This window comes from uncultured Eubacterium sp. (assembly GCF_937958975.1).
GTDB lineage: Bacteria > Bacillota > Clostridia > Lachnospirales > Lachnospiraceae > Eubacterium_G.
The window spans coordinates 16,453-40,699 of sequence record NZ_CALGRE010000058.1; the positions used below are offsets into that span (position 1 = coordinate 16,453).

At 35.8% G+C, this 24,247-nt stretch carries 20 protein-coding genes and 1 other annotated feature; of the genes, 2 read left to right on the forward strand and 18 right to left on the reverse strand.

Translation table 11 applies throughout. The features are described from left to right. Positions 1-158: 158 nt before the first annotated feature. Positions 159-512: a stage V sporulation protein AE gene (gene spoVAE / locus Q5O86_RS10635; protein WP_302627128.1), complete on the reverse strand. Its 354-nt coding sequence runs from the start codon at positions 510-512 to the stop codon at positions 159-161. A 19-nt stretch (positions 513-531) separates the two neighbouring features. Next, positions 532-1,539, reverse strand: a complete 1,008-nt coding sequence (gene spoVAD / locus Q5O86_RS10640; protein ID WP_302627129.1) for a stage V sporulation protein AD — start codon at positions 1,537-1,539, stop codon at positions 532-534. 138 nt (positions 1,540-1,677) lie between these two features. On the opposite strand from spoVAD, the gene putP reads away from it, so the two are divergent. Then, positions 1,678-3,207, forward strand: coding sequence for a sodium/proline symporter PutP (gene putP, locus Q5O86_RS10645; protein WP_302627130.1), 1,530 nt, complete (start codon positions 1,678-1,680; stop codon positions 3,205-3,207). Between the two features lie 54 nt (positions 3,208-3,261). Here the strand turns inward: putP and Q5O86_RS10650 are convergent, their stop codons facing one another. From Q5O86_RS10650 to Q5O86_RS10725, 16 genes are all read right to left on the reverse strand, one after another. Beyond that, the gene (locus Q5O86_RS10650; RefSeq protein WP_302627131.1) at positions 3,262-3,453 is read right to left on the reverse strand and encodes a hypothetical protein; all 192 of its coding nucleotides are present in this window, start codon (positions 3,451-3,453) and stop codon (positions 3,262-3,264) included. Positions 3,454-3,468: 15 nt separating this feature from the next. Beyond that, positions 3,469-3,927, reverse strand: coding sequence for a stage V sporulation protein AC (spoVAC, locus tag Q5O86_RS10655; protein WP_302627132.1), 459 nt, complete (start codon positions 3,925-3,927; stop codon positions 3,469-3,471). Between the two features lie 21 nt (positions 3,928-3,948). After that, positions 3,949-4,389, reverse strand: a complete 441-nt coding sequence (locus Q5O86_RS10660) for a stage V sporulation protein AB (RefSeq protein ID WP_302627133.1) — start codon at positions 4,387-4,389, stop codon at positions 3,949-3,951. Further along, positions 4,386-5,012: a stage V sporulation protein AA gene (locus Q5O86_RS10665; protein ID WP_302627134.1), complete on the reverse strand. Its 627-nt coding sequence runs from the start codon at positions 5,010-5,012 to the stop codon at positions 4,386-4,388. The genes Q5O86_RS10660 and Q5O86_RS10665 overlap by 4 nt, the downstream gene beginning before the upstream one ends. A gap of 196 nt (positions 5,013-5,208) precedes the next feature. Continuing rightward, positions 5,209-5,922, reverse strand: coding sequence for a SigB/SigF/SigG family RNA polymerase sigma factor (locus Q5O86_RS10670; protein ID WP_302627135.1), 714 nt, complete (start codon positions 5,920-5,922; stop codon positions 5,209-5,211). A gap of 2 nt (positions 5,923-5,924) precedes the next feature. After that, positions 5,925-6,395 carry an anti-sigma F factor gene (gene spoIIAB, locus Q5O86_RS10675; protein WP_302627136.1) on the reverse strand — a complete coding sequence of 157 codons (471 nt, stop codon included), beginning with the start codon at positions 6,393-6,395 and terminating at the stop codon, positions 5,925-5,927. 9 nt (positions 6,396-6,404) lie between these two features. Continuing rightward, on the reverse strand, positions 6,405-6,734 hold the full coding sequence (locus tag Q5O86_RS10680; protein ID WP_302627137.1) for an anti-sigma factor antagonist: 330 nt from the start codon (positions 6,732-6,734) through the stop codon (positions 6,405-6,407). An 84-nt stretch (positions 6,735-6,818) separates the two neighbouring features. After that, entirely contained in the window at positions 6,819-8,297 is a 1,479-nt protein-coding gene (locus tag Q5O86_RS10685; protein ID WP_302627138.1) for a tetratricopeptide repeat protein, read from the reverse strand. A gap of 24 nt (positions 8,298-8,321) precedes the next feature. Then, on the reverse strand, positions 8,322-8,465 hold the full coding sequence (locus tag Q5O86_RS10690; protein ID WP_302627139.1) for a hypothetical protein: 144 nt from the start codon (positions 8,463-8,465) through the stop codon (positions 8,322-8,324). Positions 8,466-8,477: 12 nt separating this feature from the next. Further along, positions 8,478-11,117, reverse strand: a complete 2,640-nt coding sequence (locus tag Q5O86_RS10695) for a valine--tRNA ligase (protein WP_302627140.1) — start codon at positions 11,115-11,117, stop codon at positions 8,478-8,480. 125 nt (positions 11,118-11,242) lie between these two features. Continuing rightward, positions 11,243-11,452, reverse strand: a binding site (T-box leader). Positions 11,453-11,512: 60 nt separating this feature from the next. Further along, positions 11,513-12,265, reverse strand: coding sequence for a DUF3307 domain-containing protein (locus Q5O86_RS10700; RefSeq protein WP_302627141.1), 753 nt, complete (start codon positions 12,263-12,265; stop codon positions 11,513-11,515). Further along, positions 12,262-12,939 carry a SatD family protein gene (locus Q5O86_RS10705; protein WP_302627142.1) on the reverse strand — a complete coding sequence of 226 codons (678 nt, stop codon included), beginning with the start codon at positions 12,937-12,939 and terminating at the stop codon, positions 12,262-12,264. The genes Q5O86_RS10700 and Q5O86_RS10705 overlap by 4 nt, the downstream gene beginning before the upstream one ends. Before the next feature lie 133 nt (positions 12,940-13,072). Beyond that, positions 13,073-13,852, reverse strand: coding sequence for a tetratricopeptide repeat protein (locus Q5O86_RS10710; RefSeq protein WP_302627143.1), 780 nt, complete (start codon positions 13,850-13,852; stop codon positions 13,073-13,075). Positions 13,853-13,873: 21 nt separating this feature from the next. Continuing rightward, complete coding sequence (locus Q5O86_RS10715) at positions 13,874-15,112, reverse strand: DUF5716 family protein (protein WP_302627144.1); 1,239 nt, start codon at positions 15,110-15,112, stop codon at positions 13,874-13,876. A gap of 47 nt (positions 15,113-15,159) precedes the next feature. Further along, complete coding sequence (locus Q5O86_RS10720) at positions 15,160-18,696, reverse strand: DUF5717 family protein (protein WP_302627145.1); 3,537 nt, start codon at positions 18,694-18,696, stop codon at positions 15,160-15,162. Further along, the gene (locus Q5O86_RS10725) at positions 18,697-20,019 is read right to left on the reverse strand and encodes a replication-associated recombination protein A (protein ID WP_302627146.1); all 1,323 of its coding nucleotides are present in this window, start codon (positions 20,017-20,019) and stop codon (positions 18,697-18,699) included. A gap of 336 nt (positions 20,020-20,355) precedes the next feature. Between Q5O86_RS10725 and Q5O86_RS10730 the strand changes: the two genes are divergently transcribed. Further along, a complete protein-coding gene (locus Q5O86_RS10730; RefSeq protein WP_302627147.1) occupies positions 20,356-21,735 on the forward strand; it encodes a citrate/2-methylcitrate synthase in 1,380 nt (459 codons plus the stop codon). Positions 21,736-24,247 lie beyond the last annotated feature (2,512 nt).

A 24,247-nucleotide genomic window follows, 5' to 3' on the forward strand; every position in this document is an offset into this window, starting at 1 on the left:
TAAAATTATATTATAAAAGATTAATTTTATCAAGCATTTGTGTTTTTTAACTTAATTAAATAAGGCATTTTGTGTTTTTTCTTTAATAAATTAAGTTCTCATGAAATTTTGTAAATTTTGGCATTCTATTTTTTATATTTATGCATATTTTTTGCATTTTATTGCATTTTTGATTTAAAAATTAAAGATGCTAAATATCCAAAAATCAGTGCTCCTGAAATTCCAACTGCACTGGAGGTAAAACCACCTTTAAACAGTCCCAACACTCCGCCTTCTTCTATTGCCTTCATCATACCCTTCCATAAATTATTTCCAAAACCAAGAAGCGGAACGGTAGCCCCACATCCTGCCCAGTCTGAAAACGGCTGATATAGTCCTATTGCACCAAGGACGACGCCGAGACATACCAGACCAACCATAATTCTTCCAGGTGTCAATTTTGTTTTATCAATAAAAATCTGAACGATTGCACATATCACACCGCCGACCAAAAAACTTTTTATAAAAATCATATTTCCCCTCTTTTCTTAACTATACCTCTATCTGCACGCAATGTGCAATTCCCGGAACACTGTTTCCCTCGTTAAAACTTACCGGTGACATCAGCGCTCCTGTTGGAATAAATAATATTCTCTTAAATGCTTTTTTCTTTAACTGTTTAAATACATAGCCCGTCAGAACAGTTGCCGCACATCCGCATCCACTTCCACCTGCATGGGTATCCTGCGTGCTTGCATCAAACATCTCTATTCCACAATCCATATGAACTTTTGATATATCATATCCCTTTTCTTTTAATAAATCAAAAAGAATTGTTTTACCTACAATTCCCAAATCGCCTGTTATAATTTTATCATAATCATTTGGTGAAGAATTAAAATCTTTAAAATGCTGATAAATCACATCTGCCGCCGCCGGCGCCATACACGCCCCCATATTCTGAGCATCTTTCACACCATAATCTACAATTTTGCCCGTTGTTATTCCTGTAATTTTTGCAAATCCTTTGCCCATTCCTACAATCACTGCGCCACACCCTGTTACTGTCCATGTAGCTGCATAAGGTCGCTGATTACCATAAGCTAAAGGAAATCGGAATTGTCTCTCCGCACTGGCAAAATGACTTGATGCTATAGCAATAACATTTTCTGCGTTTCCTGCCTCTACGGTCATTGCCGCGATACTTAAAGCTTCTCCTATCGTGGAGCATGCGCCATACAAACCAAAAAACGGAATTTCAAACTCTAAAATTCCAAACGTAGTAGCGATTAACTGCCCTAATAAATCTCCCGCAAAAATATATCTAATATCTTCTTTATTAAGATTTGATTTAAATAAAACTTTCTGAATTGCCTCTTTTTGTAATAAACTCTCAGCTTCCTCCCATGTATCCATTCCCAACATCGGATCCTGCTCCACTACATCAAATAGTTTTCCAAGAGGTCCCTCTCCTTCTTTTTGCCCGACTATCGATGCTCCCTCAATGATATTTGGAGGATTATCGAACACTACGCTTTGTCTTCCTAACATTCTCCCCATGACAAAATCACCTCATTTCTATTTTTTCACTATTTAATATTTCCTCTTTATTCATAAATATTCATTTTCCCTTGCCTAAAGCAACGATTTTATATAAAATAGAAAAGAACTAAAAAAATATACAAAGGGAGAATTTATATGACAACATCAGAAATTGGAATACTTATTTCCATTATTGCCTATATGGCATTAGTCATTGGCATAGGTATTTATTATGCCAGAAAAAACAACAGCACAGGAGATTTCTACCTGGGTGGAAGAAAACTTGGACCTTTCGTTACTGCCATGAGTGCGGAAGCATCCGATATGAGCAGCTACCTGCTTATGGGACTTCCGGGCTTAGCATATCTCACCGGTGTGTGCGATGTCTTCTGGACAATTGTGGGACTTGCTGCCGGTACATATGTAAACTGGTTAATCGTAGCAAAAAGATTAAGAACATATTCTGTTATCTGCGGTGACGCTATTACAATACCTGATTTTTTTGCAAACAGATATCGTGATAAAAAAGTTTTAAAATGCGTTTCCGCATTAATCATTATTATTTTCTTCGTTCCTTATACCGCTTCAGGATTTGCCGCATGTGGTAAACTTTTCAACTCGCTATTTGGAATTAATTATATGACGGCAATGATTATCAGCGCTATCGTTATCATTGCATATACCACTCTCGGAGGCTTCCTTGCCGCAAGTACAAGCGACTTTATTCAGAGTATTATTATGTCAATTGCATTAATTATTGTAATTGTATTTGGAATCTCTTCTGTAGGCGGTATCGATGCGGTTATTTCCAATGTGAAAGATTTACCTGGCTTTTTAGATTTAAATGCATCATATAATGCCGAAACCGGAACTTCTTCCCCATATGGAATTATCACAATAATTTCCACACTTGCATGGGGACTTGGATATTTTGGTATGCCGCATATTTTATTAAGATTCATGGCTATCGAAGACAGCAATAAACTGAAGCTTTCCAGAAGAATTGCCAGTATATGGGTTGCAATTGCCATGATGATTGCACTTGCAATCGGTGTTATAGGATTTAGTATGTCTAATGCAGGAGTCATTCCACATCTTGCAGATTCTGAGACAATTATTGTACAGATTGCACGCGCGCTAAGTGAAAACGGTCTCTTCTTTGCTATTATAGCCGGCATTATTTTATCCGGTATTTTAGCATCCACCATGTCAACATCCGACTCACAGTTACTTGCTGCCTCTTCCAGCGTTACAGAAAACCTGATGGACGGTGTCTTCGGTATCAAATTATCTGAAAGAGCAAAAGTAATTGTTGCCAGATGTTCTGTAATCGTTATTGCTATTATCGGAGTATTCCTTGCTTCTGACCCAAATAGCAACGTATTTACGATTGTCTCATTTGCATGGGCCGGTTTTGGTGCAACATTTGGTCCAGTAATGTTATTTGCTTTATTCTGGAAACGTTCCAATAAATACGGAGCTATTTCAGCTATCATAATCGGCGGAATTATGGTATTTGTTTGGAAGTTTATCGTACGACCATTGGGTGGTATATGGGATATTTATGAACTTCTTCCGGCTTTCATTGTTGCCTCAATCTTTATGATTGTTGTCAGCCTGCTTACGAAAGCTCCGGAACAGGAAATATTAGACGAGTTTGATTCCATAAAAAATGCAAAAATGTAAATTATATAATAATAGCCGGACTTTTAAAAGTCCGGCTATTATTTTGAATCACCCTTATATTCCTGCAATATCATTAATTAAGCTTTTCATTTCACTTTTTGAATTGACAGCCCTTGCAGCCTCTATAACCTGTTTCTTTTCATTATCAGGCATAGCTGAAAAGTTCTTCATGGCATTTTCATTCATTGCCAGTCCAAATCCTAATCCCATAGGCATTTCTTCGTTGTCTTTATTTTTACCATTCATAACCTGTACCTCCAATTAAAGTATTCCCGTAGCTTTTAATATCATATAAATGATTCCGACTACCCAGCTGGAAAAGATACCATAAAGAATAACTGGTCCTGCAATTGTAAATATTTTTGCACCTACACCAAAAATCTGTCCTTCCGCTTTAAATTCTATTGCAGGAGCAACAACTCCATTGGCAAAACCTGTAATTGGAACCAGACATCCCGCTCCGCCAACTTTTGCTATTTTCGGATAAATGTTTAAACCTGTTAAAATAACACTCTCTAAAATCAGCACAAGAGTTGTCCAACTTGCGGCATCCTCTTTCCCCATACCAAAATACATAAAAATTGCCATCCAAACCTGTCCCATAAGACATATGAGTCCGCCAATCCAAAATGCATTAAACATATCCTTGGCAAGACTATTATTCGGCGTAATCCGTTCTACATACTCATTATATTGCTGTTTTTTCTCTTCGCTTTCCATTACCTTCCCCCCTATGTTTATCTATTTTTTAACCCATCCGTTTGTAAACTGAATAATTGCTGCCAACACTTTGCCGATTGCAACCGATAAAATCACAAAGCTCATTCCCACTTTTAATTTTGTTCTTCTGGCAAAAATTGCTGTAGCGTTCAAAGCCTCTGCAAGGGATATTGCCAGACATCCTACAAAAATCCCCTGTGCCAGTCCCATTAACGGCTGGAATATATTTGTAATCCCCATTGGAATATGAAATTGAATGGAAAAAATCCAAAATATATTCCACCATACTCCTCCAACAATAACTGCTGTTTCATATTTTTGTATATGACTTCCTGTATGGGTTTTTCCTGCCATTCTGGTAATTACTCCGGTGGACGATATCAAAGCAAAAACACCGGCAGATATAATTGCTCCACCGCCTAATGCAGTCAGTCCTAAAACAATATATTTCCATATCATCATTTTACATCCAACTTTCCATCCTGTCTGTTATGACCATCAATTAAGGTCTGATTAATATCCATCTCATATTTACGCATTTCCACCTCAATTGGAGTTGGGTCTTTGGATAATTTTTTTGCCCCAAAATGATTATAGAATACTAAGATTCCCACTCCTAACCCAATAGAATAGCACAATTCCATAATCGATTTTCCAGTATTTTTGTCACCGGTGAGTAATTTACATACCTTTTCAAACATCGATTCCACAGAAATATCATTATTAAAAGACATAATGGAAAATCCTGCACCAAAGAATAAAATCAAACATATTAAAATCACCTTTATAACTTCAAAATGGTTCTTTTTTATATTTGCCCTTTTAAACTCTATAACGCAATCCGTTTCTCCGACACTTTGTACGTCGACATTTTGAAATGTATCGTCCACAATCTCAAATATTTTCATAATAGAAACAATGTAACGTTTTTTTCCATTGGAATCATCACTCAAAAGCTTAATCGGTTTTAATCGGTTCACAACTGTTTTGTTTTTACATTCTAATGTTGCGACATCACCGATTGTCACATCTTTTCCTGTAATTTCAGCTGATTGCTCTAATTTAATATATAACGTATCACTCATAATCCACCTAAATCATAACTGCTGCTTCCAGCTTTTCCGTTTCTTTTGCATCGGAACACAAATAAAATCCCAGGCCTGCCGCCATCACTATCGCAACTAAAATAATTATTATCTTAAAGATTTTCATTTTTGTAAAATCCTTTCTATAACCTTTTATGACATACAGTATATCCATATAACGTTATAATATTCTATTTTATCCAATTTGTTTTTTCAGGTTTTCTAAAATTTTCTTTTCCGCTCTGGAAACCTGAACCTGCGTCATACCGATTAAGCCGGCAATTTCAGATTGTGTTTTATTTTGAAAATATCTTAAAATAATAATTTTTCTTTCTTTTTCATTTAAGGTTTCTAATAATTGCCGTACCATAATTCTATTAATTACCATGTTTTCATGGTCTTTATTATCCTCTATTTTTTCAATTATTGTCTGATTTTTATTGTCACCCCCATCTATCTCCTTATAGATGGACTCCACTTCTCTTGATGCCTCAAGAGCTGTAATAATTTCTTCACTGGAAAGTCCACATTCCCTTGCCAACTCCTCAAGTGTGGGCTCTCTGTTATTGTCTTTTCTAAATTTCTCTGTCTCTAAATAAATTTTCAGTTGATTTTCTTTGATGGTTCTGCTCACTTTTATAATTCCATCATCTCTCAAAAATCTTCGAATTTCCCCTGTAATCAAAGGTACCGCATAAGTAGAAAACGACACGTTAAAACTCGTATCAAACCTATCTATTGCCTTGAGCATACCAATACATCCAATCTGAAATAAATCATCCCCTTCATATCCCCGATTTAAAAATCTACGCACAATACTCCATATGAGCGCCGTATTTTCCAATAATATTTTATCTCTTGATTGTTTATCCCCTTCATGAGCCATTTTTATTAATGTTATTATATCCATCTCTACACCTTAGATGTCTTTTTCATTTTTTTTGTCATTCTTACGGTTGTCCCTTTTCCTTTTTCTGACTGTACTTCTAACTCATCCATAAACATCTCCATAAACATAAACCCCATACCGGAACGTTCTAATTCCGGTTTTGTAGTAAATAACGGCTCTCTTGCTTTTTCTATGTCTTCTATACCGACACCTTCATCTTTTATCTCTATCTTTATTGTTATGTCCATGTTATATGTATCATTTTCCTGTTTTTCCGGCTTTGACAGTAACATGCATTTCATATGCACCTTCCCCGGTCCTTCTCCATACCCGTGAATCACTGCATTTGTCACTGCCTCAGACACTGCTGTTTTAATATCATTTAATTCCTCGACTGTCGGGTCAATCTCTGTAAGAAATGCCGCTACTGCAACTCTTGCCAATCCTTCGTTTTGTGACTTTGCGTCAAAAACAATGCTCATATTATTTTCCATGCTTTCCTCCTAATAATTTGTCAGACTTGGAGTAACTGTTTTATTGACAATCTTATACAAGCCTGATATTGTAAAAATTCTATCTATCGCACTATTAATATTTGTCACAGTAATTTCTCCACCACGTCCCTTAATCAGTTTATATCTGCCCATGATTACACCAATCCCTGAACTGTCCATAAAATTTGTTCTCTTAAAATTAAAAATAATATTTTTTATTTGATTTGACACAATATACCAATCGGATTGTTCCGTTATCAATTTGGCATTATGATGGTCTAATTCCTCCGGTAAATAAATTAATAAATTTTCCCCTCTCACTTCATATAATACTTCCATTCTTACCCCCATTTTTTGTAATATTTTGTCATTTATAAAAAAAGAAGAGAACTTCATGTCCTCTTCTTTTGTGAATCCTATTTGTTATTCTATTGGACTGGGCTCTCCACCTGTATCTCCGTTATCCCCATTATCTCCGTTGTCTCCATTATCACCATCATCCCCAAGCATGTTTCGCGCCCTATCTGCATACTCAGAATCCGGATAATCATCAACAATTTTCTTAAAATATTTTTCAGCATTACTCATATCACCATTTCTGTTATAAGAATATGCCAAATAATATATTGCTTTCACATTATCTTTATTTGTATCAATACATTTCTTAAACTGTGTAATCGCTGTGTCGTAATCTCCCCGCTCATAAGCGCTCATACCGTCATTAAACGCACCCTCTTCTATCCTTGAAGATAACTGGTCACTCAAGGCCCTGTATACGGCTGTAAATGAGGCAGAATCCATCTTCATTTTTGAGTCTACCTTTTCAAGCGACTCAGCGCTCTTCTTATAATCTTTGGCTATATAGTATTGTGCAGCCTCTAACAAATTACTATAATTTGTACTTAATGTATTTCCTGTATCCGTATACTGGGCGAGACTTGTCTTTAACTTATCTCTCTCCTCTTTCAATGTATCTACCTGATTTTGAAGTTCAGACACTGTAGAATTTTTTATTGCAATCTTCTGATTGTATTCAACCTTTGTATCATTGATTTTATCAGAAACATTTGCTATCCTGGCCGGTGTTACAATAAAGTAAACCAGCGCTGCACCCAATAAAATACCAATCACGATATGAAGAATACTTTGTGCGCTTGTAATTGCCTCTTTAAAATTATTTTGAGGAACAATTACATCATTTCCACTGAGATATGGTCTGTCCACCATAACTCCCCGCAGACTGCGCCTTCTCTCCATACGTTTATCTGGGTCGTTCTTTTTTTCATCTTCAAGATACTCATTGATTTCTCTTAAATATCTGATACTCAAAGGGTTGCACTTATCAATCTTAAGGGATTTCTTTATTGTTCTCTTTGCTCTCTCATACTGTCCGTTTTTTGTGTAAAGAAGCGCTAAAAGCTGATAAGCCTTAATCAGATTTGGATTCTGATTTAAAACCTTTTTTAACTGAATAATTGCCATATCATCCGTTCCACTCTTTGCATAATTCAAAGCGACATTGAACTTCTTAATCGTATGGTTTAGTTCATCCACCTTTCCCTTTTCCTGCTGTATTGCTACCAAATACCTATCTGCCGGATTATTGTCCGGCTGAATATTTGTACTCATAACCCATTCTGAAAAAGCCTGCACTGTCTCACCCATCTCAAAGTAAACCAGTCCCAACAGGTTTCTCGCATCAATATTACGTTTATTTAACTTCACACAACGTCTCAAGGTATCTGCCGCTCCGGCCAAATCTCTATTCTTAGCCTTTGTCAGACCAACGTTATAATATGTGTTAGATAAACGCACGATTCTCTTATACACGCTGACATCCATTCCACAATGACTGCAATAGTCACTATTTGTCAGGACATTTCCGCAGTTATAGCATATCATCTACTCATCCATCCTTTGCCTGTTCTATTTTTCGCCCTTAAGTTCCTCTACCATTTGAATCATAACATCTGTAATGTCTGAAATATTATTATTATAAATGGCATTCTCTGCTTCCTCTATTTCAAGACTCGGATGAAATTTTTTAATTTCTTCTTCAAAATTAATCATTCACTATTCTCCTTATTTCTTTAATCTGTCAAGCTGTTCTTTTACCTGCTCCATCATCTGCTCATATTTTGCTTTCTTTTCCTTTTCTTCATTAATCTTCTTTTCAGGAGCCTTGTTCACAAAGTTTGGATTCGAAAGCATTCCATTTACTCTTGCAAGTTCTTTGTTTAACTTTTCTACCTCTTTTTCGAGACGCTCTATTTCCTTTGCAATATCTACTAATTCCGCAAATGGCATGTAAATTGTAGCCTTCGGTATTACTACGGACACTGCATCATCATCGATTCCGTCTTTATCATTTTGGATAATTACTTCACTGGCATATCCCAATGTGGCAAAAAATACATTTCCTTTTTCAAAAATATCTCTAACATTTTTATCATCTGAAACTACGAATACCTTTGCCTTCTTACTCGGAGCAACATTCATCTCTGAACGAATATTCCTAATAGAACGTACCGCTTCTTTTATCGTTTCCACGGCTGCCTCTTCTGCATTAAAACAATACTCGTCTGAATATTCAGGCCATTTTGAAATCATAATAGATTCTTCCTCATCCTGCAAATTACAGAATATTTCTTCTGTAATAAACGGCATATATGGATGCAGCAGTTTCAGTGAATCTATTAATACTTTTTTCAAAGTCCAAAGCGCTGCCTGTTTTGTATCGTCCTCATTATTGTACAATCTTGGCTTAACCATTTCAATATACCAGTCACAAAATTCTTCCCAAATAAACTGGTAAATTTTGTCGGCTGCGATACCTAATTCATATTTATCAAGATTTTCTGTCACATCTTTGGCTAAACTGTTAACTTTTGATAAAATCCATTTATCTGCATCTGTAAGATTTTCAGGTTTCTTATTTAAATCGATACCTTCTTCCGGTATGTTCATCTGAATAAAACGCGAAGCGTTCCAAACCTTGTTGGCAAAATTTCTTGAAGCCTCTACTCTCTCCCAATAAAAACGCATGTCATTTCCGGGTGCATTACCGGTAATCAACGTAAATCTCAATGCATCCGCACCGTATTTATCAATAACCTCTAATGGGTCGATTCCATTGCCAAGGGATTTACTCATCTTTCGTCCCTGTGAATCTCTAACAAGTCCATGTATCAAAACTGTATCAAACGGAACATGCCCTGCATGTTCCAGTCCTGAGAACATCATGCGAATTACCCAGAAAAATATAATATCATATCCTGTAACCAAAACATTTGTCGGATAAAAATAATCCATCTCTTCTGTCTTATCCGGCCAGCCAAGTGTGCTGAAAGGCCACAGGGCAGATGAGAACCATGTATCCAGTGTATCCGGATCCTGTCGCATTTCCTTGCCGCACTTAGGGCATACCGCATGATTGTCTTTTGTAACGACCATTTCACCGCATTCGTCACAATAAAATGCCGGGATTCTGTGTCCCCACCATAATTGCCTTGAAATGCACCAGTCACGAATATTTTCTAACCAATGATAATATGTTTTATCAAAATGTGGTGGAACAAATTTTGTATCACCTTTTTTCACCGCATCTATAGCTGGTTTGGCAAGTTCTTCCATCTTTACAAACCACTGCTTTGATACTCTAGGCTCAATAGTTGTATGACATCTGTAACATGTTCCTACGTTATGCGAATGGTCTTCAATTGTAACCAATGCTCCTTCTGCTTCAAGGTCAGCTACGATAGCTTTTCTAGCCTCATATCTGTCCATTCCGGCATACTTTGGATAATCATCTACAATCTTAGCATCATCTGTCATAACATTGATAATTGGAAGATTATGTCTAAGTCCCACCTCAAAATCGTTAGGGTCATGTGCCGGTGTAATCTTAACAACACCTGTTCCAAAATCAATACCTACATAGTCATCTGCAACTACCGGAATTTCTCTGCCAACTAACGGCAGAATAACTGTCTTTCCAATAATATCTTTATATCTATCATCATTTGGATTTACAGCAATAGCCGTATCTCCAAGTAATGTTTCCGGTCTGGTTGTAGCAAGTTCTACATAACCGCTTCCATCCGACAACTGATATCTTAAATGCCAGAACTTGCCTGCCTGGTCTTCATATTCTACCTCTGCATCTGAAATAGATGTAAGACAATGAGGACACCAGTTAATAATTCTCTCTCCTCTATAAATCTGACCTTTATTATAAAGATTAACAAAAACTTCTTTCACTGCCTTGGAACAGCCTTCATCCATCGTAAATCTTTCTCTGTCCCAGTCACAGGAAGAACCTATTTTTTTAAGCTGTGATACAATGCGTCCACCATATTGCTTTTTCCAATCCCACGCACGCTCTAAAAATCTCTCTCTTCCGATTTCTTCTTTTGTAATACCTTCCTCGCGCATTTTTTCTACGATTTTTGCTTCCGTAGCAATTGATGCATGGTCTGTTCCCGGAAGCCAGAGGGCCTCATATCCCTGCATTCTCTTAAATCGAATTAAAATATCCTGCATAGTATTATCAAGAGCATGTCCCATGTGTAACTGTCCTGTAATATTAGGAGGTGGCATTACAATCGTAAACGGTTTTTTATCTCTATCGACCTCGGCATGAAAGTGTTTTTTCTCCTGCCACTTACTGTACAATCTGTCTTCAATCTCTTTTGGATTATAATTCTTCTCAAACTCTTTCATAATTTTTTCTCCATTCTTGTAATTCGTAACCTGCTTTATATATAATCACCAGAAGCGACATCAGCCGTATACAAGAAAAAGAGTAGCAACATGCTACTCTTTTTCTTATGTATTGGCAGCACGGTCAAAAGGGCGATTTCTCGCGGTACCACCTTTGTTTATCACTTATCTTATCTTTAACGGGGATGAACCGTTTATGGCTAATCAACTATTATTGCTCTTTCTCACCATAACTGCTCAGAAACTACCTTCATAAACACTTCTCCGAAAGGCTTCCACCATCCCTTTCTCTCTATAGGAGGTTATTTACTACTCCTTTTCCTCAATGCATTTTACATATAGTCCATCATAATTATTTTATTTAGGTTTGTCAACAGCCTATAAATGTTTTTCTTTTAAAAAATTATAGATACGCAAATTGAACATATCGTACTTAATAATGTCCCCAGTAAATAATATTCTGCAAATTCCTGTTCTTTTGAAATTTTATCATAACGTGCAATGGATTTTGCAGTTAATACTAACCCCACTGCTGAATATTGATTTAATGAAATAAAAATTGTCATAATAATTCTTTCTAGTGTGCCAATAAATCTTCCTGCATTTTTATCTGATACATTAATCTGATTTTTATTATCGGGCTTATACTTATATAATACATTAACAATAAATATATTTATGGGTTTATGTATCAACAATATCTTAATTATCCAAATCAGCAATATTGTTTCTGAAATACCAAATGTATCAAAAACATTTTCTATTTTGCTATTGTACAATGTATTCATTTCAAAACCACGCAAAAAATATACAATTGCAAGAATTACTAAAACATGTAGTGTCTGGTCTATAATAAATAAATTTCTCTGCTCCTTCCAAAAGACACCTTTCACACTTTTGCAGTTACAAATAGCATATTTCCCAATATCAAGAACTGCATGGGATGATAAAAAACAAATTAAATATCTCATTGGCAGTCCTGGCATTATAATGATAAGAAAAGTCATTGCAGGCAATGCATATAATATAGAATGTAATACAACCCAGACAAACTTCTTTTGTTTATTTGCCGCCACTTTTTCTGACTGGAAGTAGAAATCACATAATACATGTATTATAAGCAACACTATAAAGTTATATTTTATCATACTCTAATTTCTCCTAATATATCCTGTACATTTTTCATTGCTTTCTCATATGTATAATATTGTCCCGAAACCAATGATTTGTGAACTGACGACTGAGTTATTCCCATTCGGCAGGCAACCTTTTCTTGTCCGTCCTGGTATTTCAACATATTCCAAATAATTTCTCTTTGTCTTTCTGTCCATTTTTGTTCAATTGATTTTAACAATTCAAAAACAGTATTAATTAAAACAATCTGCTGCTCATTGCCCATTTCCTGCTCTAATCTTATATCAGATACTACAGCCTTCTTTTTTTTCTCATTCTCTTTTATTTTCTCAACTGCCTCACGGGCTTTGTAATACCCCGGACCATCTGCTCCTAAAGCCATTTCTGTATTTATATCTGTAGTTATTTTTCCTATCCCAATGCCAAAACGCATATCAACCGGATATAACTGCATTCTTATCTCTTCAATTATTTTCAATACACTTGTTCCATTAGATAATAATCCTTGAAATTCATCTCCCAAGGTTGTAACAAATTTTGATGCTATCTCTTGCTCATATTTATTATTGATTCCATCTAATACTATTTTGAGTTTCTCTTGAACTCCATTTCTCAAACTCAAGCTTCTGGAATCTCTTATATCTCCAATTATCGCAATAAATGGATTCTTATCAAAATAAAAAAACATAGACTATCTCCTCCTAAACCAATTATATATTTTCCCGAGAAAATAATCAAGTTTTATAGCCTTTCAAGGCTATATTTTTGTTTTATAGCCTTTCAAGGCTATATTTTTGTTTTATAGCCCATTAAGGCTATAATTAACTATTTATTTCCACTATATACTCTTTCTTGCATTGAGTTACAAACAAATCCTCATTTTCCACATTCCATTCCGACTGAATATGAACCTTTCTCTTTATCAACTCCGAACGCAGACGATTGATAACAGTATCTGTAACACCATACTTTTCTTTATCTATTTTCAATCTTTTTTCATTATCACAAATTAAATCACACATAATAATCGATTCTAAGGATTCTGCTGCCTTGTTTAATCTATATGCACATCGAAATGCTGTTGCCGCCTGCTCATATTCAAATAGTCTTACATAAGCTACTCCCAAATTATTATAGACATCACCGTAAAATCGCTCAGGCAATTCATTATTAATCGCCTTATTTAGAATACTATTATAATAATTAATAGCCATATTATATTTTTCTGTATCCATAAGAATGTCGGCCTTCGCTTTTATTCGCTCTGCGGTTGTCTTAGAACACAATGCAGTTAAATGATTTTCCAGTTTTTCTGCTTCTCTCTCCGAATAGTATCCGGCGTTTTTAATCACAAATGCAATCTTTTCTCCAAGCTGCCCTTTCTTCGCAATAATTTGTTTTAATCCCGAAGCAATTGTCGACTGCTTTAATTCTGTTTCTATATAATCAATTAAAGAATCACTGAAAAACTGGTCATCAATCAGGTATAAATAATTTGAAAGATAGTAACATAATTCCTCTATAGAATATATGTTTTTATTTACTTCCTTGATATAATAAGGTTTTTCTGTATGTATCGTACACAATGTAATGTAATTCATAGCGTCTCCTCTGTCAAAACTTTATAACGTAATTTCTCTTTTCACCGACATTCCCGATGATTTAAAAAACTCTCCAAACCCCAAATCTCTGATTTCTATCTCAAAAGTATTTTCTGTAAGATATTTAAAATGAATCTCTATACGCGTTGTATTTGGCGCTCTGTTTGGAAATTCTCTCAAGTCAATTTTAAAACTTTCGTTCGTTCGATTCATAATATCCTGAATTTCAAATACTGCCTCTGTTGGTTTTTCCAGTAAACACTCTGCTTTAGAGTCCGCCTGATGCCAATAATCTCCTATATTTGACAAAGTAATAAAACTGTCTCTCTCTTTATATTTTACAGGCATAATAACTTTCACTCTTGTTCTGCCTTTACATGAAATAAGATATTTGTCCAAAACCGGAAGATGGAAAAACTCTTTTGCCCCATATGCAGCGCCTTTTACAATCAAATTATTTCCTTTAAATACTCTCCTGTTTCTACAAAGAACTGACAAAGTTTTCTGCCATCCATCCTGATAAAATCCTTCTCCGGAAAGATACACTCCGGATACAACATATTTTTTCATCTTTTCTTCCAGATATTCTGCAAGAATTTCATCTGCACCAAGCGGCTCTTTGAAAACTAACTCCATAGAAAAAAGATTGCTCAAATCAGTAACCGAAACATCTGCCACATGAGGTTGTTTTCCCTTAATCACATTTAATTTTCTACAGGAAAATTCATTATTGTTTAATTCTAAAAACAGAACATTATTAATCCATATATCTTTGTTCTGATTCAAAACATAATATACAAAACTTTCTGAATGACTAATTACTTTAATATCTTCTCCATTATATCCCAAATCAGTAAAAACCTCTGTCAACCCTTCGATTATCTGCGGATTTACTTCATTTACGGTGAGCAGCACATTTTTCATCAGTCTGCCATTACTAAAGTTCACGGCTAACTTTAATAGATATGACATAAATGTTGTTATTACTTTTTTTGCCTCTTCTTTTTTTATACCGCTTGTCTCATTAAAAATCTCCGGAAGTTTTTTATATACCGTACTCTTTTCTAGCCTTCCTTTGTTGATTGCCTCTTCCCCGGCTGACCATTCCTGTAATTCACTGTTGTAACACACAACAGAAGGTATTAAATAATTATCTCCTGTTCCAACACTGACCGACTGAGGATTTCCCTCACTATCCAAATATGCTAACTGTGCATAATCCATTGAAAAATCTATGCCAAGAATCATTCCTTTTCCCAAAGTCTTTTCCTCCCAAGACAGATATCTTATATCTGTTATTTCGTATATTAAAGAAGCTTAAATATCTCTTTTCCGGCTTCCTTACAAAGTGCATATGAGTGCATAATTTCCCTTGCAGCATCTTCTCTTCCAAGTGCTCTGCAAATCATCATTCCATTTATCATTCCAAAACGGGTTTCATCATTGTAAATATTCTTTTCCGTTATTCTCACGGAATAGTTATCTACTACTTTTCCAAGCGGAAACTCATCAGAATACTCTGTAATGCTGTAATCAATCTCTTCTCCATAGAACATGATGATTTCTTTTGTGAAAATCCCCTGGTAAATGCTGCCCATCTCTTCTGTCACTTTTTTTGTTCTTCCCTCAGGTGTTTTGATACTATAGGTGATATCCACTCTATGCTTTGGATTCGTGCGAAAATCGATAATGGTCTTATCAACAAGATTAAATGGAATCTTAAACCATTTATTAAACTTCTTATAAAATTCAAAATTTACATTATTTTTTGCCAACGTTTCAATTAAAGACTGTACTATCTTTATCTGCTGTTCTGTCAAATTCATTTTTTTCGACAATGCCTCAACAAATGCAATGCTGCATATCACCGGTGTGTTTAAGCCATTGTCATATTCCTGCTCTAAAATTTCCCATATGATATCCGGACACTGCAGCTTTTTAATAAAATAGTTATATGTCACATAGGTATAAAATGCCTTTCTTATAACAGTTCCTGTAGGTCCTTCGAGATAGGCCAAATAAATATCATAAATTTTATTTTCTGTATTTCCCTCAAAAATATATTGTACCAATAACCTTTCCGCCAATGTATTGTCTTTGATTTCCTTAGATTTCATTGCCAGAAATAATTGATAAAGCTCTAACGTTCCTGTCTCATAGTATTTTCCTAAAAATATTAGAATATTTTCGTCTCTGCATCCATTTCGAAACACATCTGCACACATCTCTATCAGCAATTCGTTTCCATCATATTCCGGTTCCACAGACAACGCAATACAAACCCGTTCTAACAATGGAAGACAGATACCCTGATATCCGTATTTCACCATATAAGGATATATCATTTCATTGAAATCCTTCCGTATCATGATTTCCATCACTTTATTTCTGGCACTCATGGAAAGTTCTGACATATTAAACTGTAATATATAAATATCTAAATCACCTTTATCATATCCTTTATAATAGTAATCAACGATAAATTCTTTTAATCTCTGTCGGAACTCCTTGGTAAGTCCGGGCGCCTGTACCATCGCTTTTAATTCAATAATCCTCCCCGTATTATTTTCCGGCAGCTTCATGATTTGTTCTATCTCACAAAGTTCTGTTAAAAGATTACTTCCCTGCTTTTTCAAAGGTACATGAATATCCATCTTTGTAATTTCATATTTAATATCAGATATAATTCTTCCCCTGCCATCCATAAATACAATTACAGGATTATCTGTATACAACTGTATGTATGCCACATTGTCGTTAAATGAAACCGTTTGCGCTTCCATAATTTCTTTATGATTGACAATCACATGCTTCACATGTTTATTTTCTACCCGAATCTGATATGTATGAAGAATTTCCGGCATTTTATTTATCAGTTCACCAACAATAAAGTCGTCCGTCAGAACCCTCTCATATATCACCCTTAAATGACAGTTATTATTGCCTTTCCTCACTTCATCGGTTACATATTTTTCTAAATCCTCACGGCACTTCACATAAAGCTCGTCTGTCTCTTTAAAGTTCGAAACCAGATTTGCAAAAAAATAATCTTTATTATATGCCAGGGTATCTGTTCCATAAGAGAAATACTTATATGCCGATTTTTCAAGCATTTCATATTTTCCCGTGTCCGCTGTGTAAATGTAATATTCATAAAGGTTTGTGATTTTAAGTTCTTTTCTGACTCCCTCACTAATCCATTTAGAATACTCTTTGTTTACCTTATTTCCATTAATAATGGCGCCACAGATGCAATATAACACATCTGTACTTTCCGTATCTTCATAGAGTCTGCTTAAAATCTTTATATAACTCTCATTAAATTCCCTTTCTCTGCCAATAATATCTGCTGCCTGCTTTGCCAGCTCAATACCAACCATATGATATTTACCGGCAAAGTTTAACACCTGAACTTCAAATTTATTCATCATCCTCAACAATTCAGGCTGTTTATTTAATACCTTTGCCGCCTCGTAATACATAACCGGACTGGTACATCCACTGTTAAACATACGCTTTACTAAAGTATATTTCAGACTTGGATTTTCATCATATCTCTCGTCCATGTAGAATAAAATCCAAAGGAGCTGCCACCTGTCATAGCCTCCCTCAAAATAACCCTTAATCTCTTCCTTCACATCATGCGTATACCCTTGGTCATTTTTATATAAAGATTTCAAATAAAGATAGTAACAGTAATACACAACATCTCTTTCATTCACTGTTGAAACAAGCTGTGCCGCTCTGTTTAAATATTCTTTTGCCTGGTCATCATTGCTATTCAAAATAGATATCTGTGCCTTTGCCAGAACTCCCGTAATATCATTTTTATCATATATCAACCTCTGTTGCGCAAGCTCTAAAACTCTATCCTTCCATCTTTTTCCATCGATAATATCAGTCCTAAAATCCAGATAGTTTTTTACAAAATCAATATTACTTTTTTTAATTCTCAAATATTCATCAATACTTTCTTTTTGGTTGACAATTACAACATCATATACGAGTTTTTCATTTGCAGTACGAAGAATAATTCTTCCACAATTACTTCCACCGTGAAGTCTGCCCGCATTAATTAAATATTGATATTCTGCAATTTTTCCATTAAATTCATCACCCGATATCTTATCCTTGCAATTATAGAAAAAGTCTCCCTGTACTTCCACATCTATATCAACATATCCCCAGCCGCTTCTTGACACATTAAGAATATCACCATAATTTTCCTTAATATCCGTGTACTCTTTAATTTTATCCACAATGCTGATTTTAACCCTATCTTTCAATTTCATTCCAACAAGAAACTCTTCTAATGCAATATTTCTGTTTGTATTTCTCATTACCTGATTGTATAACGTTATTGCATGGTCATCATCCCTGAGGAAAAAATCTTTAAACTCTTTCGAGAGAAACAAAATTAATGCTTCATCATAACTGTTTTTTACAAGCCGAACAAACCCTTTCAAATCAGTAATATTACCAATAGAAGAGTTTATTTCTTTTTTCTTTATAGTAATGGCAAATGGAATCGCATAATCCCCGGCCGTCGTAATTATACTGATTGTACCACTGATAATCTGTCCCTCCAGCATATTTCTACTGGAAACAACATACTTTACAGTGTTATGAATTCCATAAAATTGATTATTCTCAAAGGAAACATGATTATCCGTAGAAAAGACAATACCTTTTACCGGCATTCCATGCTTTCCCTTTATACTGATTTCACCACGCCAATTTTCTCCCTGTTCTAGTTCCACTGCGATTCTATTTTCAGATATCTCTGCATCCGGCGTTTCAAATACCGCGTTTCCCGATGCCAGTTTTTCAATTAATGCTTTCAATTAAAAAATACCTCTTAACTTATTTAAATGTTTTTTTACTTCTATCTCATATCCCAGATTTCCGGGCTCATAAAACGTTTCGTCTTCCAGACCATCCGGAAGATACTGCTGCTCCACATAATGATTCGGATAATCATGTGCATATTTATATCCCAATCCATGTCCCAGTTTTGCCGAACCTTTATAATGGGAATCCATTAAATGTGCCGGTACCTTAGCAGTAACTGTATTCTTTACTGTTTCCATTGCACTGAATACTGCATTGCATGCAGAATTACTCTTAGGGGATGTTGCCACATATATGACAGCCTCCGATAAAATAATCTGTGCTTCCGGCATACCTACCTGATGTACCGCCTGTGCTGCTGAATTAGCTACAACTAATGCCTGAGGATTTGCCATTCCTACATCCTCTGCAGCACAAATCATAATTCGTCTTGCAATAAAATCAACGCTTTCTCCGGCATACAACATTTTTGCCAGATAATAAACTGCGGCGTCCGGATCTGACCCCCGCATACTCTTTATAAATGCCGAGATTGTGTCATAATGATTATCACCCGACTTGTCATATCGAAGCGCCCTTTTTTGTATACATTGCTCTGCCACATCCAAGGTAATATGTATTTTTCCATCCGCTGCTTTATCTGTAGTTAACACTCCAAGCTCCACTGCATTGAGTGCCATTCTGGCATCTCCGTTAGATATTTCTGCAAGAAAATCTACTGCTTCGTCTTCGATTACTGCATTATAAACACCCATTCCATTTTCACTGTCATTTACAGCCCTGAAAATTAGTTCTTTAATATTATCCACACTTAATGGATGGAGTTCAAAAATAATTGACCTGGAAATTAAAGCTGTGTTTACTTCAAAATATGGATTTTCTGTTGTGGTGCCAATTAATATAACCGTTCCATCTTCCACAAAAGGTAAAAGATAATCTTGCTGGCTCTTATTAAAGCGGTGAATTTCATCCACGAAAAGAATCGTTTTCTTTCCGCTCATAGCCATATTCTGTTTCGCCTTCTCCACTACACTCTCCATATCTTTTTTACCCGACACCGTAGCATTGAGCTGGGTAAATTCTGCACTGGTTGTATTGGCAATGACCTTTGCCAATGTAGTTTTTCCTGTACCGGGCGGTCCAAAAAAGATAACGGAACGAACCTTGTCCGCTTTGATAGCTCTGTATAAAAGCTTTCCCTCACCGATAATATGTTCCTGACCAACAACCTGTTCCAGTGTAACCGGTCTTAGCCTGCTGGCAAGGGGAGATTCCTTTTCACTATTTATATTTCTTGCATAATCAAATATGTCCATTCTTAACCTCTATTACAACGCATATGTATCCACTGATTGTACTCGCACAATCGGTATTTTCCTCGTTATTGTACCATGTCGATTACCATCTCCATGGAGTTTGTCGTCAAATACCGATTTATGCAAGCATAATCGGTATTTTCCTCGTTATTGTACCACAAAAATACATATAATTATAGAAATATACAGAATATTTCTAAACTTTCTTGATTATACAGTCATTCTACAAAATAATGTTTTTTCTCTGTTTTATTGAGATAATTCGCATTTTATGGTAAACTTATCCTTCATATGGTGCATTTTGTATTGTAAATAAAAAAGAAAAGGAGGGAATGTATGTTAATAAATGAAAAGACAATCGAAAGTGAAGATAAACTTACCGCTCAAATTAACAGATACGCAGACCGCTGTATCAATAATTCCTGTATTGACCCGGACTTATACGACCAATTTAATGTAAAAAGAGGTCTCAGAGAGAAAGGCGGTAAAGGCGTTTTGACCGGTCTTACAGAAATCGGAGATGTTCATTCATTTGAAGTTGTTGATGGTAATACAGTACCATGCGAAGGTCAGTTATTCTATCGTGGTATCGACATCAATAACATTGTAAACGGTTTTATTGCCGAAGACCGCTTCGGTTTTGAAGAAGTAACCTATCTTTTATTATTTGGAGAACTTCCAAACAATGACAGACTCAAAAAATTTAATCACGTCCTAGGCGAATATCGTAATCTTCCATCATCATTTGTGCGTGATATTATCATGAAAGCTACCAGTAAAGATATGATGAATCTGTTAGCACGATGCGTTTTATCATTATATTCATGGGATGACAACCCTGACGACACTTCAATTTCAAATGTCCTGCGCCAGAGCTTAAGTCTTATAGCCAGAGTACCTCTTATTTCCGTATATGGATATCAGTCTATGCGTCACTATCACTATGGTGACAATCTCCATATCATAAATCCGGACCCTGAGCTTTCCACCGCTGAAAATATTTTAAGACTCTTAAGACCGGACAGTTCATACACTGCGTTAGAAGCAAAAATACTTGATTTAGCTCTTGTACTTCATGCAGAACACGGTGGCGGAAACAATTCAACATTTACGAATCATGTTGTCTCATCATCCGGAACAGATACCTATTCCGCAATTGCCGCTTCTCTTTGTTCTCTAAAAGGGCCAAAACATGGCGGTGCTAATATTAAGGTCAAGAAAATGTTCGACCACATGAAGGAAACTGTAAACGACTGGAATGATGATGAAGAAATTACAAATTACTTAAAAGCGATACTTGACAAACGAATTTACGACAAATCAGGTTTAATCTATGGCATAGGGCATGCTGTTTATGCTATTTCAGATCCCAGAGCTAAATTACTCAAAGGATTTACCGAAAAACTTGCTAAGGAAAAAGGCTTCATGGATGAATATCAATTATATCAGAATGTGGAACGCCTCGCTCCGGAAGTTATTTCAAAATCTCATAAGAGACAAAAACGTGTCAGTGCAAATGTAGATTTTTACAGCGGATTTGTTTATTCTATGTTGGGACTGCCTGACGAATTATATACCCCTATGTTTGCCGCTGCCCGAATGGCAGGATGGAGTGCACATCGTATTGAGGAAATTATAAATGCAGGCAAAATCATTCGTCCTGCTTACAAGAATGTCGCAAGACCAACAGATTATATTCCATTAAAAAACCGGTAGTGCTTTGCACTATCGGTTTTTTAATGAGTTCTTTTACACACCTATCTGCGAATTATTTTTGAATCACACCATTTACTGTAGTATTCTTTTTTATCTACTATTTTATAAGCTCTTGCCTTGATATAATATTTCTTATTTGCCTTCAATTTTTTCAATGTAAATATGGCTTTTTTTACTTTCTTCGTAATCGTTGTCTTCTTACTGAATTTACGCTTTGTTGAATATTTAACAACGTACCCTGTTGCCCCTTTTACTGATTTTAAAGTAATCTTAGCTCTGGTCTTTTTTATTCTCTTAACTTTTTTAATCCCGGTCTTTCCCACAGTTACTTTTTTAGGAGCAGCGACTTTATTCCTGTTCTTTGTAAATCCAACTACTGTAATAATCTCATCCGATGTGAGTTTTACTGTGGCAAATCCTTCTGAAACAGGCGCTATTATCCTTCCCTTCAAAGTATAAATTTGGACGATATCTGCCTTTGTATCTACCGGAACAGATACGAGGATTTCCCCTTCATACGGAATATATTTACCTGTATACTCTCCTGTAACCGTCTCCGTTGTTATTCCATTTGTATTTGTTAATGTACGCTTATTATACGTTGTAGTAAGCTCTGCCTTACTTGTCACTGTATATGATACAGCAGATATTGGGGTATAACCACTTAATTTATAGTCTGCTGTTTTTGCTTCTGATTTCGTAACTGACAACTCAGTTTCCTTCATTATCTTATCACCATAAATTGTCACTCCGCTTGCTTTGTCTTCATATGTCTTACTATCAACCGTATACCCATATGTATCATAAAACAATTTCGTATACCATTTATAATAGAGTTCCGGTCTATAATCATACGGATTATCACTATAGAATTTATAAAGTGTTGCCTTCGATAAATCAAACTCTCCACTATAATATTGATTGAATGTATCCGGTGTGATATTCATATACGGATATTTGGTTCCATCTGATGTAACTCCTGACTCTGTATAATTACCAAATACATATGTTCCTGTTGTAGTTGTATCGTCTAATCCGATACAAACAGACGCTCCTGGAAAAATATAAGTTCTCGCCGATATTCTTCCATTATTATTCTGTCCATAAAGATTTGTAACCTGATTAAATATTGCTTTTTTATCAGCGTCTGCAAACCATGTTGTATCCATATCGTCTACCGTATAACCATAACCCGCAAGCAAATTTATGACTGACTCTGTAACAGGTCCTTCATATCCTACAAGATTAGATGTTATCATAAAACTGTCATCCCTAAGCATGAAACTTTCTAATCGGTTCTGATAAGTTAACTGCCATGAACCGTCAAAACAATTATTGCTTGCAGCACCCGCTGTACAGTTCACTGCAATTCGACAGCCTTTTTGTGCATATGTCCTCTGTAATTCCTGATAATTATAAATATCTGCACAAATCGCCACACCGACATATCCAAACGGTGTCTCAAACACACCATCGTTTTCTGTTGCATACGCAGCCCAGTTTGGTTCCGGTGATGCCAGATTTACTTTTCTATATGACTGAATTAAATCCGGTCCCAGAATAGCAACTGAGTTCCAGTACAAATCCGAATCCACCTCATCTTTTTCAGGCAAACCAATTAACACATACATTCCATAACTTTCTGCCAACTTCTGAATTTCTGTAATACACTCCGACGGCTTATCACCACGAACGGTCTGTGCCAATACATGCTGCATATATTTGTCACCAAACTTTGCCCTTAATTCCTCGTCATAGCTGTCCGGCACTACAACATCATATCCGGTAAGTGCCATCTCCGGAAATACCAGCAACTCGATTCCGTCCTTATTGGCTTTCTTCATAATATCTTTAATTAACTTCACATTGGTATCTAAATCTCCCCATACCGGATGAAAGTTTACAGATGCAACCTTTACATTATCTTTATACTTGCTTTCTTTTCCATATGCCGGCAGATTGTAATGTGTAAGCTTTCCATACCAGTCTGCTAACTGATTTAATCTTCTGGAACTCATTCCGTTCGATGTATCTCTGGAACTTGTAGAAACTTTACCACTCACAACTCCTGCCTCTGTTGTTACTGACGGCTTCACACCTCCGTCACAACCGGCAATCCATCCACTGGCACTTCCATAAGATGTACAGGCATGACTTTCACCAAAATATGTTGTATCTCCATCAGCTGTATACAAATTGGCAACAGCAACATATCTGGAATACATTCTCACATAAGCATAAGTTGTTGTATACATATCGTACTCTGCCTGACTGAATTTTATATGATTTCCGGTTTCATATCCATAAGACTGTGATACCAGAACCATCCTTACAGACGAACCATAATAATATTTTCCAAGTTCAGCAACGTCTGAAAACTCCTGTCCTAAAGCGAGACCAAATTTACCATATTGAGTTGTTAATACATATGGTTCATCTCCGACACTCAATCCTTCTGAGATCGGAAGAGCACACGTCAGAACTCCAGTCACATACGCAGATCTCGTATGCC